The following is a 13548-nucleotide window of genomic DNA, read 5'->3' on the forward strand; positions in this document are numbered from 1 at the left end:
GGATTCCGCGTGCACCCGCGCATCATCATCGCCGACGACCATCCCGTCGTCCTGCACGGCATCCGCATCGTGCTGCAGACCCACCTGATGGAGGTCGTCGGCAGCGCGCGTGACGGCGCCGAGCTGCTGCAGCTGGTCGAGCACCACGGCTGCGACGCGGTGCTGACCGACCTCTCCATGCCGGGCACCGGCCCGGATGGCCCGGAACTGATCGCTGAACTGCGCGCACGCCACCCGCGCATGCCCGTGGTGGTGCTTACCGGCGCCCGCCACCCCGGCCTGCTCGATGGCCTGCTGCGTGAGGGTGTCAGCGGCCTGGTCGACAAGTGCGCCGATTTCGGCGAGTTGCCGCAGGCCCTGAACGCGGCCATGGCAGGGCAGGTGTTCGTCTCGCAGCAGCTGCGCCACCACCTGCAGGCGCGCGACCTGATGTTCGCGCGCGAACCGGCGGCGCTGTCCGCCCGCGAACAGGAAGTGCTGGACCTGTTGGCCGCCGGGCTGAAAGTGAACGCCATCGCCGTCCACTGCGGCCGCAGCCCCAAGACGATCAGCCGGCAGAAGGCCGAGGCCAAGCGCAAGCTGGGGCTGCAGAACAACCAGGAGCTGTTCGCCTACCTGCAGTCGCGACGCGACTGAGGCAACGGCCGACCCGGGCATGCGTCCTGCCCTGATGGGCCGCATCGCCCCCACTGGCGATGATGCAGGCATGCCCATCCACGACTGGCCCGAACAGGAACGTCCCCGCGAGAAGCTGATCGCACGCGGCCCCGCCACGCTGTCCGACGCAGAACTGCTGGCACTGTTCCTCGGCTCCGGCTTCGGTGGACGCGATGCGGTGCAGACCGCGCGCGACCTGCTGCAGGCGCACGGTCCCCTGCGTGTGCTGCTGGACCGCCCGGCCCGCGAGCTGGCCCGGTTGCCGGGGCTGGGCCCTGCTCGAAGCTGTGCACTGGCCGCCGGGCTGGAACTGGCCCACCGCTATCTGGCGGCCGAACTTCAGCAGGGCGAGGCCGTCGGCAACAACCCCGCTGCGGTCGGCCGCTATCTGCAGCACCGCCTGCGCGGCCAGGCCCGCGAGATCTTCATGGCGCTGTTCCTGGACAACCGCCACCGCCTGATCGCCTGCGAAGAACTGTTCCAGGGCACCATCAATGCCGCCCCGGTCTATCCCCGCGAGGTGGTGCGTCGAGCCCTGCTGCACAATGCGGCAGCGGTGATCCTCAGCCACAATCACCCTTCCGGCGACCCCGAGCCCTCCGGCGCCGATACCCGCATCACCGATGAACTGCAGCAGGCGCTGGCACTGGTGGACGTGCGCCTGCTCGACCACTTCGTGGTCGGCGAGGGCCGCCCCGTTTCATTTGCTGAACGGGGCCTGCTGTCCCCGCCCCAGCCGCGCCTGTTCGGCTGAACGGCCCTGGTCAGGGCCGGGCGGGCGCCCCGCAGGCATGTCCTGGTCAGCGTGGGCGCGGGCATCTGCGCTAAAATGGGCGATTCCGCCGCTCATTCTCACAGCAGGCCTCGTGAAAAATCTCCTCCGCGCCCTGATCAGCCAAGGCATCGAAGCCTTGCGCGCCAATGGCACCCTGCCCGCCGACTCCCTGCCGCCGGACTTCGTGGTCGAGCGCCCGAAGACCCGTGACCACGGCGACTTCGCCACCAACGCCGCGATGCTGCTGGCCAAGGCCGCGCGCAGCAATCCGCGCGCACTGGCACAGGCGCTGGTCGAGGCGCTGCCGCGCAGCGAGGACGTCAGCAAGGTCGAGATCGCCGGCCCCGGCTTCATCAACTTCCATCTGGCCCCGGCCGCGTACCAGCGCGAAACCGCCTCGGTCATCAAGGAAGCCCACGACTACGGCCGCAACCTGTCCGGCAATGGCCGCACGGTGGGCGTGGAGTACGTGTCGGCCAACCCGACCGGCCCGCTGCATGTCGGCCATGGCCGCGCAGCGGCGATCGGCGACTGCGTGGCCCGCGTGCTCGATGCCAACGGCTGGAACGCCAAGCGCGAGTTCTACTACAACGACGCTGGCGTGCAGATCGAGAACCTGGCGCTGTCCACCCAGGCGCGGATCAAGGGCATCGCACCCGATCAGGACGGCTGGCCGGAAGGCGGCTACCGCGGTGAGTACATCGCCGATGTCGCCCGCGCCTACATGGCCGGTGCCAGCGTCGACCTGGAAGGCAGCACCGTGGTCGGCGCCAAGGATCCGGACGATATGCAGGCAATCCGCCGCTTCGCCGTGGCCTACCTGCGCAACGAGCAGAACCTGGACCTGGCCGCGTTCGGTGTCGACTTCGACATCTACTTCCTGGAAAGCTCGCTGTACGCCGACGGCAAGGTTGCCGAAGCGGTGGCCAAGCTGCAGGCGTCCGGCCACACCTATGAGGAAGGCGGCGCGCTGTGGCTGCGCAGCACCGACTTCGGTGACGACAAGGACCGCGTGATGCGCAAGTCCGACGGCACCTTCACCTACTTCGTGCCGGACGTGGCCTACCACCTGTCCAAGTGGCAGCGCGGCTACGAGCGCGCGATCACCGAACTGGGCGCCGACCATCACGGCTCGCTGGCGCGCGTGCGCGCCGGCCTGCAGGCGATGGAAGTGGGCATCCCGCAGGGCTGGCCGGAATACGTGCTGCACCAGATGGTCACGGTCATGCGCGGCGGCGAGGAAGTGAAGCTGTCCAAGCGTGCCGGCAGCTACTTCACCCTGCGCGACCTGATCGAAGAAGCCGGCCGCGATGCCACCCGTTGGTTCCTGATCGCGCGCAAGCCCGATTCGCAGCTGACCTTCGACATCGACCTGGCGCGCCAGCAGAGCAACGACAATCCGGTGTTCTACGTGCAGTACGCGCACGCCCGTGTCTGCAGCCTGCTGCGCCAGGCGCAGGAAAAGGGCCTGGTGTACGAGCAGGGCAATGGCCTGGCCAACCTTGGCCACCTGGCCGACGATGCCTCGCTGCTGTTGATGAACGAGATCTCGCGCTATCCGGAAGTGGTGGAAGCGGCCGGCGTGGCGCTGGAGCCGCACCTGGTGGCGCAGTACCTGCGTGAATTGGCGCATGCCTTCCACACGTGGTATCACGGGACGCCGGTGCTGGTGGAAGACGCCGCCGATCGCAACGCCAAGCTGACCCTGGCCTGCGCGGCGCGCCAGGTGCTGGCCAACGGCCTTGAACTCCTGGGCGTGAGCGCCCCGGAAAAAATGTAAGCATCAGGAGACGCAGTACACATGGCAGCACGACGCGGCAAAACCCAGGCACGACGCAACAGCAGCAGCCAGGGCACACCCGGATGGGTGTGGCTGGTGGCCGGTGTGGCGATCGCCGCCGTGGTGTTCCTGGCGGCGCCGAACCTGTTCAAGGGCGAAGGCGACGGCTTCCTGCGCGCCGGTCCGCAGCCGAACCCGAACGCGCAGCCGGCCCCGGTTGCTGATGCAGACAGCGATGTCGGCAGCCAGCCAGCCGCGCAGCCGGCCACGCCGAAGCCGGCCGAACCGGAGAAGCCCGCGGCGACGCAGTACGACTTCTACACCCTGCTGCCGGGCAAGGAAGTGGAAATGTCCGACGCCGAACTGGCCGCCAGCGCGCGTGCCGAGGACCAGCGCCGGGCCAAGGCCGAAGCGTCGCGCGCGCAGGCCGCGCTGGAGGGCAAGCCGGTGCCGCCGGCGAGCACGGCCACGCCGGCACCGACCGCAACGGCCAGCGTCGCCAGCACCGCACCGGTGACCGCGAGCAACCGTCCGCTGCCGGCACCGCTGAGCGAGCGCCCGGCCGCGGCAACCCCGCCGGCCAGCACCGCACCGGCGTCGACCAGCACGGCCGCCACCCCCGCGCCGCGCGCGGAAGCCGCGCCCACCGCGCCGGCGACCACTGCCGCACCGGCGCCCGCCGACAACGCCCGCTACATCCTGCAGGCAGGTGCCTTCGGTGCGTCCGGCGACGCCGAAGCCACCAAGGCCAAGCTGGCCATGATGGGCCTGGCGGCACGCGTGGAGTCGGCGCAGATCAACGGCAAGACCGTGTATCGCGTGCGCATGGGGCCGTACGGCAGCGCCGGCGAACTGTCTGAAGCGAAGCAGAAGCTGGATGGCACCGGCCTGCAGGCGATGGCCATCAAGGCGCAGTGACGTTCTGCGGGACTGCATGAAGAAAGCCGGGCATTGCCCGGCTTTTTTTGTTTCTGCCGAGTCGAGCATGGCTCGACTCCACACACGGCGTCAGCCCTCGCGGGCGACCTGGAACCCGGCGAAGGACTGGCTGACCGGCATCAGCTCCAGGCGATTGATGTTCAGGTGCGGTGGCAGCGTGGCCACCCAGAAGATCTGTTCGGCGATGTCTTCGGCGGTCATCGGATTGGCACCGCTGTACAGCTTGTCCGACGCATTCTGGTCGCCATGGGTGCGGACCACGGTGAACTCGGTCTCGGCCATGCCCGGCTCGATCGTGGTCACGCGCACGCCGGTGCCGTGCAGGTCCGAACGCAGGCCCAGCGAGAACTGGCTGACGAAGGCCTTGGTGCCACCGTAGGCGTTGCCACCCGGGTACGGGTAGACGCCGGCCACCGACGAGATGTTGATGATCGCACCCTTGCGCTCCACCAGCTGCGGCAACAGGCGGTGGGTCAGGGTCACCAGCGCGGTGATGTTGGTGTCGATCATCGTGGTCCAGTCCGACAGCCTGGCGCTCTGTGCCGGTGCGGTGCCCTGCGCCAGACCGGCGTTGTTGACCAGCAGGTCGATCTCGCCGAAGGCCGGCGGCAGCGCCAGCAGGGCCGCCTCCATCGCCACCGGATCGCGGATGTCGAAGGCGGCGGCGTGCACCACGTCCTTGCCATAGCGCTCGACCAGCGGTTGCAGGCGTTCGCCGCGGCGGCCGGTGGCGATCACTTTCCAGCCGGCCTGGGCGAAGCGGTGGACGGCGGCGGCGCCGAAGCCGGATGTGGCGCCGGTAATCAGGACAGTGCGGGTCATCAGGCAACTCCAGGGGGAAAACCAGATCTCCATTCTGGCACCGTCCGGCAGCACCCGTGTTGCCGGATCGGCCGGATCCGGGGTCAGATCCCTTTGCGGAGCAAAGGGATCTGACCCCGGCGGCGACCCCACGTGTCGGGGTGACCGGTACAATTGCGCCATGATCAACAATGATGTCCTGCGCAGCGTGCGCTACTCCCTGGACCTGGGTGACCAGCACGTGGTCACCCTGTGCCAGATGGCCGACCCGGCCTTCGCCGTGGATACCGAGCAGGTGAAGGCCTGGCTGCGCCGCGAGGACGAAGCCGGTTTCGAGGCGATGAACGACAGCGCACTGGCGCACTTCCTCGATGGCCTGATCGTGCACCTGCGCGGTCGCGACGAGAGCCAGCCGCAGCGTGCAGTGGAAACCCGCATCGACAACAACCTGGTGCTGAAGAAGCTGCGCGTGGCCTTCCAGCTGCGCGACGTGGACCTGATGGAGATCTTCGCCAGCGCCGGCTTCAACGTGTCCAAGTCGGAAGTCGGTGCGTTGTTCCGCCAGCCCGGGCACACCAACTACCGGCGCTGCCTGGACCAGATGCTGCGCAACTTCCTCAAGGGCCTGAGCCTGCGCCTGCGCGGCTGAGCACGGCCTCGACGAAGGCGCGCGCGGCCGGCGTCGGCAGCCGCTGCCAGACCAGGTGTACGCGCCGGGTCGGGGTCGGCTGCAGTGGAATCTGAACCACGCCCTGGAAACCTTCGGCGATCAACGCCGGCACGATGCCGACCGCCAATCCGTGGCGGACGAAGCGCTCGACCAGTTCCATCAGGTTGACCTCGAAACGCACCGTGTGCGGCAGGCCAGCGGCGGCGAAGGCATCGTCGGTCTGCCGGCGCGCACCGGTACCGCGCGGGAAGTCGACCAGCGCTTCATCCTGCAGTGCGGTCAATGGCAACCGCGTGCGCCCGGCGAGCCGGTGCGACGGCGCCAGTACCGCTACCAGATCCTCCTCCTGCAGCACCTGGTGGCAGACGCCATCCAGCGCTGCCGACGGCGCCAGGCCGACCAGTGCCACATCCAGCGCGCGCGACTGCACCTGTGCGATCAGGTCTTCGCTCTTGTCCACGCGCAGCTGGAACTCCACCTGTGGGTGCACCCGCTGGAAGGCCGCCAGCATCGCCACGACGTCGATGTCGGTCAGCGAAGAAATCTGCCCGATGGCCAGCAGGCCACGCACTTCGCCACTGACGGCGGCCACGTCGGCGCGCAGGTGGCGCAGGCTGGCCAGCACCTGGCGTGCGTGCACCAGCAACGCCTCGCCGGCGGCGGTAGCCCGCACCTGGCGTGGCAGGCGCTCGAACAGTGTGGCACCCAGTTCCTGTTCCAGGTGGGCGATCTGGTGGCTGAGCGCGGACTGCACCACGTGGCAGCGCTCGGCGGCACGGGTGAAATTGCCCTCCTCGGCCAGGGCGACGGCAAACTCGAGCTGCTTGAGGTTCATCCAGCTATCTTGTTTTCAGATGACAAGGATGATGATGATTCATTTCCATCATGATCGCAGCAGGCGGACACTGTGCACCCCGCTTCCTGGAACACCGCGTGAGCCCGTCCCTTCCCCCTCTGCACCGCTGGCAGGTGCTGCTGATGTCGGTCGCCACCGGCGTGGCCGTGGCCAGCAACTACTATGCGCAACCGCTGCTGCACACCATCGCAGATGCCTTCGGCGTGCCGTTCGGCCAGGTCGGCATGGTGGTTACCGCAGCACAGCTGAGCTATGCCGCCGGACTGATCCTGCTGGTGCCACTGGGTGACCTGTTCGAGCGCCGCCGCTTGATCGTGGTGATGAGCCTGCTGTCGGCCGGTGGCCTGGTGATCAGTGCCTGCGCGCCGTCGCTGGCCTGGCTGCTGGTCGGGACCGCGATCACCGGACTGTTTTCGGTGGTGGCACAGGTGCTGGTGCCGTTCGCGGCCACGCTGGCCGCGCCGGAACATCGTGGCCGCGTGGTCGGCACGCTGATGAGTGGCCTGCTGCTGGGCATCCTGCTGGCGCGTACCGTGGCCGGCCTGCTTTCCAGCCTGGGTGACTGGCGCCTGGTGTATGCCATCGCTGCCGGCACCCTGGTGCTGACCGCACTGGCATTGCAGCGCGGCCTGCCGCGATTCCACCACAGCGCCGGCCTGGGCTATTTCGCCTTGCTGCGCTCGATCGGCGTGCTGTTCGTGCAGGAGCCGGTGCTGCGCCAGCGCACCCTGCTGGGTGCCTGCAGCTTTGCCATGTTCGCGATTTTCTGGACCCCGCTCGCGTTCCTGCTGGCGCAGCCACCTTACGCCTACAGCGATGCCACCATCGGCCTGTTCGGGCTGGTCGGTGCAGCCGGCACGCTGGCGGCCGGCCTGGCCGGGCGCATGTCCGACCGCGGCCAGACCGGACGCGCCACTGCCATCGCGCTGGTGCTGTTGCTGCTGTCGTGGCTGCCACTGGGGCTGTCGGCCCACTCGCTGCTGGCGCTGCTGATCGGCGTGGTGGTGCTGGACTTGGCCGCACAGCTGCTGCACGTCAGCAACCAGAACCTGATCTATGCGCTGCAGCCCGCGGCGCGCAACCGCCTCAATGCCGGCTACATGACCGGCTACTTCATCGGCGGCTCGCTGGGTTCGCTGCTGTCGGCGCAGGTCTACCAGCGCTACGGTTGGACCGGCGTCTGCGTGGCCGGTGCCGCCGTGGCCGTGCTGGCCCTGCTGCTGTGGCTGCCCGGCGCGCTGCGCGCGCGCCAGGCGGCATCGTCGAACTAGAAGCTGCCCTGCAGCGCCAGCTCCCAGCGTCCACCGGCATTGCCCGGGAACAGTCGCTTGGCCGCGCTGTCGGTGTCATGCACGGTGGCGCGCAGCTCCCATGCCGGAGTCAGCGTGGCAATGGCACTGAGCTGGCCATGCAGGTAATCCGGGCCCTGCGCGGTGGCCAGCCAGTACTGGCCCACCGCTGCTTCCAGGCGGACGCGTTCGTGCAGCGGCACACGCACGCCCAGCTGGGCATAGGTTCCGCGATGGCCACCGGCCAACGCATCGTTGGAATGCGCGACCTGCAGCCAGGCGCGCTGCTTCCAGGTCACGTTGGTGTTGAGTTCGGTCCAGTCCAGCGCACGACCGGTACCCGGATACACATAGCGGGTCAGGTTCGCATCCAGCGTCCAGTCCGGTGCCAGCGCGCCGGACCAGCCCGCCACCAGGTCGAACTCGCTGCGCGCGCCATTGTCCGGCTTGAACGAGACGTTGGACCCCCACACGCTGGCGTACCAGCCCGATGGGATCGAGATCTTCGCGCCGGCCTGCACCGCCGGGTCACCATCGCTCTGCGAGCTGCCGCGCCACACGTAGTCACTGGTCAAGGCCGCACTGCCACTGACCTGCACCTGTGCCTGCGCGCTGCCCATGCCAAGCAGCCCTGCCAGGGCGGCCACCACCGCCGCCATCATCCCCTTGCTGTTCACTGCACTGTGTTCCTCGTCGAAGGCGGTCACGCCGCCGGGACGGCAGTGTCCAGCGCGTGGCCGTAACGGATCGAGGGTGCGGCCCGGCCCGCGGCGCAAATTCGGCGTAAATCCCGTGGATCGGGGCCATGCGCCAGCGGCGCGGTATCATGGCGCCCTGTTTCCAGGAACCAACCGCGTGGACGCCATCCTGACCCCGGTATCGATCGGCGAGCTGATCGACAAGATCACCATTCTCCAGATCAAGGCCGAGCGCATCGACGATGCCGCCAAGCTGGCCAACGTGCGCACCGAGCTGGACGGCCTGCTGCCCCTGTTGCAGCAGCAGCTGCAGGCACAGCCGGCCCTGGCCGCGCTGCAGCAGCAGTTGAAGGCGATCAACGAGCGTATGTGGGACATCCAGGACCAGCTGCGCGACAAGGAAGCGGCCCAGGTGTTCGATGATGCATTCATCCAGCTGGCACGCGGTGTCTATGGCACCAATGGCGAGCGCGTGCAGGTGAAGAACGAGATCAACCGCGTGGCCGGTTCTGCACTGGTGGAAGAGAAGCAGTACCAGGGCGAGTAACGCCGCTCATCCGCATTCCAGCAGGTGGCGGAAGCGGAACAGGTCACCGTCCCCGCGGATGCCGAGCTTGCGGTAGGCCGAGGTTTTCTGCGAGCTGATCGTGCTGGCTGAACGCCCCGATCGCAGGGCCATTTCGCTGGTGCTGACCCCTTTCAGCACCAGCCCGAGCACTTCCCGTTCGCGCTGGCTCAACGGCACCAGTGCCGGGGCCGGCATTCTGCGTGCACGCGTGCCCGGCAGGTTCAGTTCCGCGCGCAGCTCCGGTGGCACGAAGCGCCCTCCCCGGGCGACCACATCAATGGCACGCAGCAGCACGTCCGGTGGCGTCGACTTGGACAGGAAGCCGCGCGCACCGGCACGCATCGCGGTGGCCACCGTGCTGGCATTGCAGTGTGCCGAGAGCACCAGCACCGGCAGTGCCGGCCAGCGCTGCGACAGCACGTGCAACAGGGCCAGCCCATCGCCCAGGTCGCCCATGGGCAACGCATCGATCAGCAGCAGGTCGACACACGTCGGGCTGCGCTCCAGCAGGTGCAGCAGGTGCGCCTCGCTGGACAGGCTCACCCGTACCTGCACACCCGCGTGCTGGCGCAGCAGCACTTCCACGCCCAACCGCAGTACCGGGTGCGGGTCCAGCAGCGCCAGGCGTCGTGGCCGATCAGGCAGCAGAGGCGGGAGGGTCAGCGGCATTGCGGCATGTCCAGGCAACATGGGACATCCAACGTAGGTCGGTGCCCGCAGCGGCGGAATCCAATTCCTTGCAATGGCTGGCCCGCGCATTCCGCCAGTCAGACAGCATTCCGGTTTGCCACGGCGCAAACGCAACAGGCCCGGCAAATGCCGGGCCTGTTGGGGCGTCTTCAGCGCGCAATCGCGCCGAGGCAGCAATTACCAGCTGAAGCGCGGGCCGACGGTGTATTCCTTGTCGCCGTGGCGGTTCATCTTCAGCTCGCCGTTCAGGCCCCAGTTCTGGTTCAGCTTGACCTGACCACCCAGGCGGCCGTACCACTGGCCATCCGGATTGACGCCGTGCTTCTTGGCGTAGTCTTCGTAACCGACCATGCCGTAGACCTCGGCGTGGGCGCCGAAGGCAGTGCGGATACCGGCTTCAGCGCTGTAGCCGTTGAAGTCCAGACCGTGCTTGCGGTCGAACTTCTGGTAGGCAACGCGGGCAACGAAGTCGGTGCTCGGAGCGATTTCAACGTTGTAGCCGGCACCGACCTTCCACTGGTCAACCTTCAGGTTGGTGTGGTCGATTTCCTGGCGGCTGTATTCGCCGAAGGCGTGGAAGTTCGGCAGGAAGCCGTAGGAACCCTTCACGCCCCAGCCGTCGGCCTTGATGCCTTCAACGTCGGTCTTGGCGTAGTCGGCTTCGGCGTAGTTGTAGGACAGGTTCTCAGCAGCCGAAGCGGTGAACGGCAGGGCAGCGGCCAGGGCCAGAGCAATCAGCGAATTCTTCATGGGGGTACACCTTTACTTTCTTATGGTGTGCAGCAGCGCCAGGGCGCCATCGCATCGGGAATGTAAATTCTCCGTTATTCGCCACAACGCTCCCTGAAAACAGCGGTCTTCGCATTGCTGAATTTTTTGGCTTGATTCAGGCTGCGTCTGGCATACGCGCGCGGCGCGCGTGCATTCGAATTCCGCTGACCCTTGCAACAGGAGGTTGCCTTGCACGTACCTGCCCCGCTGCGGTTCCGGTTCTGCGCCGCCGTCCTCGCCTTCATCGGCGTGCTTTCCACAGCATCGGCTCGGCCGTTGCAGCCCTCCGATTACCAGCGCGCCGAGCGCGTGCACGACAGCCACCTGCGCGGTGCGCTGCGCAATGCCTCGCTCCTGCCGAACTGGCTGGCCGATGGCCGCTTCTGGTACGAACGCGAAGACGGCCAGGGCCGGCGCGAGGGCGTGCTGGTCGATCCGGCGCAGGCCTCCCGGCAGATCCTGTTCGATCGCGCTGCGCTGGACAGCGCTGCGGGGGCCCTGGGGGTGAACGGGCAACGGTTGCGGTTGGTCAATGTGCAGGTGCTGGCCGATGGCCTGCGCCTGCGCTTCAGCGGTGAAGCCGGCATCGACTGCCAGTGGCCACGTTGGCAGTGCCTGCGGACGCAGGGCGCCATGCCTGCTGCCGATGCACTGCCCGCACCCGACGGCGAGGCCTGGCTGCAGGTGCGCGACCACAATCTATGGCTGCAGCAACGCCGACAGGCACCGCGGGCGCTGACCACCGGCGGTGTCGCCGGCCATGGCTATGGTGTATTGCCCGATTTCACCCTGCGCGGTATTCCACGCAGCCAGGGCCGGATGCCGGCGCGGCCATTCGCCGTCGGCTGGTCGCCCGATGGACGCTATGTTGCCGGCGTCCGCTACGACGAACGTGCGCTGCGGGACTACCCCTATCTGGAAAGCACCCCGGCCGGCGGCGCGCGGCCCCGCGTGCACACGGTGAAACTGGGATTGCTGGGCGATGCACAGCAGGTGCGTGACAGCCTGTACATCGTCGATGTGCGCAGCGGCCGGCAGCAGGACATCACCCTGCCCGAGGGCTGGAACACCCTCAGCGAGGCCGGCCTGCTGGGCTGGGACGGCCACCGGCTGTATGCCGCGATCGCGCACTTCGGCGCGCCGCGACGACTGCGCCTGGTGGAGATCGATGCCGGCAGCGGTGCGCTGCGCACCGTGCTGGAAGAAGCCGGCGACGCGCGCCTGCAGCTCAGCCTGTATTCCTACAACCGTGCCTCGGTTGCGATCCTGCCCGGCCAGGACACCGCCGTGTGGTTCTCGCAGCGTGATGGCTGGGGCCATCTGTACCGGGTGCGCCTGTCCGACGGCAAGGTGATGCGCCAGCTCACCCGCGGCCGGTGGGCGGTGCGTGACCTGCTCGGGGTGGACAGCGCAGGCGCTTGGGCATACTTCAGTGCTGGAGGTGTCGAGGGCGGCGATCCCTACGTACGTGGCCTGTACCGGGTAGCACTGCACGGTGGGCCGGTGCAGCGCCTGGCCGCCGATGGCAGCGACCACCTGGCCGATGCGGGCACCGGCATGCTGTTCGGCGGACGCGCGCCGCAGGCGCTGTCGCCCGGCGGCAGCTATCTGGTGGATACCGTGTCCAGCCTCGCGCAGCCGCCGCGCACGGTGCTGCGCGCCAGCGACGATGGCAGCGAAGTGATGGTGCTGGAGGCTGCGGATGCGCAGGCGATCATCGCTGCTGGCTGGCGGCCGCCGCGGCGCGAACGGCTGCTGGCCGCCGACGGGCGCACGCCGATCTTCGCCACCGTCTACCTGCCCCGCGACTATCGCGATGACGGCAGCTTCCCGGTGATCGACGCGATGTACGGCGGTGCCTTCATCAGCAATGCGTCGGTGACCTATGCCGAAGCGGTTTCGGCGCAGAACCCGGTATCGCGCGCCAGCCTGGCCGAGCTCGGCTTCGTGGTGGTCAGCATCGATGCCCGCGGCACCGGCGGCCGCGACAAGGCATTCCATGACAGCAGCTTCCTGCACGGCGCCGATGTGCAGCTCGATGACCATGTGGCCGCGCTGCGCCAGCTGGGCGAACGCTACCGGGGCATCGACCTGCAGCGGGTCGGCATCTACGGGCATTCGTTCGGTGGTTACAGCGCGGCGCGTGCACTGCTGCGCCACCCGGCGTTCTACAAGGTGGCTGTGGCCTCGGCCGGCAGCCACAATTTCCAGGGCATGTACGGCGGCGCCCTGCACGGCATGGACCGGCTGTTCGGTGGCGTGGTGCCAGCTACAGCCATGGCCGATGGCGTGCCGGCCCCCTTTGCCGGGCTCGACAATGCGGCACTGGCCGGCAACCTGCGCGGGCATCTGCTGCTGGTCTATGGCGAACTGGACGAGAACGCGCCACCGGCGCTGACCCTGCAGCTGGCCGCGGCCCTGAACAAGGCCCAGCGTAGTTACGACCTGCTGTACCTGGCCCGGCAGGACCACGAACTGTTCCGCAACGACGCCACCTACACGCACCGCATGTGGGACTACTTCGTGCGCCACCTGGCCGGCCAGCAGCCACCGGATACGGTGCTGGCCCCGCTCCCGGGTGGCCCGGGCTGAACAGGCGCACGCGGGATGTCGATTCCCTACGCGCTGGTTCGTCGTGTACCTGAAGGCCGTGCATGTGGCACGGTCCATCCGGAGGCAGGCAATGAGCTACATCGACGGTTTCGTCCTGGCGGTGCCCACCGCCAACAAGGAGAAGTTCCTCGCCCATGCACGCACAGGGGATCCCGTTTTCATCGAGTACGGCGCGCTGCGCGTGGTCGAGTGCTGGGGCGATGACGTGCCGCACGGCAAGACCACCGACTTCTTCGGCGCGGTGAAAGCCACGCCGGATGAGACGGTGGTGTTTTCCTGGATCGAATGGCCGGACAAGCCGACCCGCGACGCCGGCATGAAGAAGATGATGGAGGACCCGCGGTTTGATCCAACGAAGAATCCGATGCCGTTCGACGGCGCGCGGATGATCTACGGCGGCTTCGTGCCGCTCTACGAGCTGACGCGCTGAACCCGGCGGAC

14 protein-coding genes are annotated in these 13548 nt (G+C 68.0%); 9 read left to right on the forward strand and 5 right to left on the reverse strand.

Going from position 1 to position 13548, the window contains the following annotated elements; all coding sequences use genetic code 11:
- The first annotated feature begins 9 nt into the window (after positions 1-9).
- The 4 genes from AC5P8R_RS13970 to AC5P8R_RS13985 all read left to right on the forward strand — a co-directional run bounded on the left by AC5P8R_RS13970 (position 10) and on the right by AC5P8R_RS13985 (position 4130).
- Positions 10-636 (forward strand): response regulator, encoded by a 627-nt coding sequence (locus tag AC5P8R_RS13970; protein ID WP_014645666.1) that lies wholly within the window; start codon positions 10-12, stop codon positions 634-636.
- A 70-nt stretch (positions 637-706) separates the two neighbouring features.
- Positions 707-1411 (forward strand): RadC family protein, encoded by a 705-nt coding sequence (gene radC / locus AC5P8R_RS13975; RefSeq protein WP_014035697.1) that lies wholly within the window; start codon positions 707-709, stop codon positions 1409-1411.
- 112 nt (positions 1412-1523) lie between these two features.
- A complete protein-coding gene (argS, locus tag AC5P8R_RS13980) occupies positions 1524-3212 on the forward strand; it encodes an arginine--tRNA ligase (RefSeq protein WP_032961431.1) in 1689 nt (562 codons plus the stop codon).
- Between the two features lie 21 nt (positions 3213-3233).
- Positions 3234-4130 (forward strand): SPOR domain-containing protein, encoded by an 897-nt coding sequence (locus tag AC5P8R_RS13985; RefSeq protein ID WP_046428160.1) that lies wholly within the window; start codon positions 3234-3236, stop codon positions 4128-4130.
- Positions 4131-4220: 90 nt separating this feature from the next.
- On the opposite strand, the gene AC5P8R_RS13990 is transcribed toward AC5P8R_RS13985, so the two are convergent.
- Complete coding sequence (locus AC5P8R_RS13990; protein WP_014035694.1) at positions 4221-4973, reverse strand: SDR family NAD(P)-dependent oxidoreductase; 753 nt, start codon at positions 4971-4973, stop codon at positions 4221-4223.
- A gap of 160 nt (positions 4974-5133) precedes the next feature.
- On the opposite strand from AC5P8R_RS13990, the gene AC5P8R_RS13995 reads away from it, so the two are divergent.
- A complete protein-coding gene (locus tag AC5P8R_RS13995; RefSeq protein ID WP_014645662.1) occupies positions 5134-5601 on the forward strand; it encodes a YehS family protein in 468 nt (155 codons plus the stop codon).
- Here the strand turns inward: AC5P8R_RS13995 and AC5P8R_RS14000 are convergent.
- Positions 5570-6457, reverse strand: a complete 888-nt coding sequence (locus tag AC5P8R_RS14000; RefSeq protein ID WP_014645661.1) for a LysR family transcriptional regulator — start codon at positions 6455-6457, stop codon at positions 5570-5572. The genes AC5P8R_RS13995 and AC5P8R_RS14000 overlap by 32 nt on opposite strands.
- 143 nt (positions 6458-6600) lie before the next feature.
- Here AC5P8R_RS14000 and AC5P8R_RS14005 point away from each other — a divergent pair, with 143 nt between their 5' ends.
- A complete protein-coding gene (locus AC5P8R_RS14005; RefSeq protein ID WP_329768298.1) occupies positions 6601-7749 on the forward strand; it encodes an MFS transporter in 1149 nt (382 codons plus the stop codon).
- Here AC5P8R_RS14005 and AC5P8R_RS14010 read toward each other — a convergent pair.
- Positions 7746-8444: a TorF family putative porin gene (locus AC5P8R_RS14010; RefSeq protein WP_142235568.1), complete on the reverse strand. Its 699-nt coding sequence runs from the start codon at positions 8442-8444 to the stop codon at positions 7746-7748. The genes AC5P8R_RS14005 and AC5P8R_RS14010 overlap by 4 nt on opposite strands.
- Before the next feature lie 178 nt (positions 8445-8622).
- Here AC5P8R_RS14010 and AC5P8R_RS14015 point away from each other — a divergent pair, with 178 nt between their 5' ends.
- Positions 8623-9012 (forward strand): DUF6165 family protein, encoded by a 390-nt coding sequence (locus AC5P8R_RS14015; RefSeq protein WP_010486915.1) that lies wholly within the window; start codon positions 8623-8625, stop codon positions 9010-9012.
- A gap of 6 nt (positions 9013-9018) precedes the next feature.
- On the opposite strand, the gene AC5P8R_RS14020 is transcribed toward AC5P8R_RS14015, so the two are convergent.
- Positions 9019-9702, reverse strand: coding sequence for a response regulator transcription factor (locus AC5P8R_RS14020; RefSeq protein WP_032961444.1), 684 nt, complete (start codon positions 9700-9702; stop codon positions 9019-9021).
- Positions 9703-9900: 198 nt separating this feature from the next.
- Positions 9901-10473 (reverse strand): OmpO family porin, encoded by a 573-nt coding sequence (locus AC5P8R_RS14025; RefSeq protein WP_014645657.1) that lies wholly within the window; start codon positions 10471-10473, stop codon positions 9901-9903.
- A gap of 210 nt (positions 10474-10683) precedes the next feature.
- On the opposite strand from AC5P8R_RS14025, the gene AC5P8R_RS14030 reads away from it, so the two are divergent.
- Together AC5P8R_RS14030 and AC5P8R_RS14035 are read left to right on the forward strand one after the other, a co-directional pair.
- Positions 10684-13086, forward strand: coding sequence for a S9 family peptidase (locus tag AC5P8R_RS14030; protein ID WP_495223555.1), 2403 nt, complete (start codon positions 10684-10686; stop codon positions 13084-13086).
- Positions 13087-13177: 91 nt separating this feature from the next.
- Positions 13178-13537 (forward strand): DUF1428 domain-containing protein, encoded by a 360-nt coding sequence (locus AC5P8R_RS14035; RefSeq protein ID WP_014645655.1) that lies wholly within the window; start codon positions 13178-13180, stop codon positions 13535-13537.
- Positions 13538-13548 lie beyond the last annotated feature (11 nt).

The sequence above is a fragment of the Stenotrophomonas sp. YJH_SMC_73 genome, assembly GCF_059370155.1.

What these genes read in the sequence shown, in the direction of transcription:
- AC5P8R_RS13995 (WP_014645662.1), top strand. Translation starts at nt 5,134, where the DNA reads ATGATCAACAATGATGTCCTGCGCAGCGTGCGCTACTCCCTGGACCTG.
- AC5P8R_RS13985 (WP_046428160.1), top strand. Translation starts at nt 3,234, where the DNA reads ATGGCAGCACGACGCGGCAAAACCCAGGCACGACGCAACAGCAGCAGC.
- AC5P8R_RS13990 (WP_014035694.1), bottom strand. Translation starts at nt 4,973, where the DNA reads ATGACCCGCACTGTCCTGATTACCGGCGCCACATCCGGCTTCGGCGCC.
- radC (WP_014035697.1), top strand. Translation starts at nt 707, where the DNA reads ATGCCCATCCACGACTGGCCCGAACAGGAACGTCCCCGCGAGAAGCTG.
- AC5P8R_RS14035 (WP_014645655.1), top strand. Translation starts at nt 13,178, where the DNA reads ATGAGCTACATCGACGGTTTCGTCCTGGCGGTGCCCACCGCCAACAAG.
- AC5P8R_RS14025 (WP_014645657.1), bottom strand. Translation starts at nt 10,473, where the DNA reads ATGAAGAATTCGCTGATTGCTCTGGCCCTGGCCGCTGCCCTGCCGTTC.
- AC5P8R_RS14000 (WP_014645661.1), bottom strand. Translation starts at nt 6,457, where the DNA reads ATGAACCTCAAGCAGCTCGAGTTTGCCGTCGCCCTGGCCGAGGAGGGC.
- AC5P8R_RS14005 (WP_329768298.1), top strand. Translation starts at nt 6,601, where the DNA reads ATGTCGGTCGCCACCGGCGTGGCCGTGGCCAGCAACTACTATGCGCAA.
- AC5P8R_RS14020 (WP_032961444.1), bottom strand. Translation starts at nt 9,702, where the DNA reads ATGCCGCTGACCCTCCCGCCTCTGCTGCCTGATCGGCCACGACGCCTG.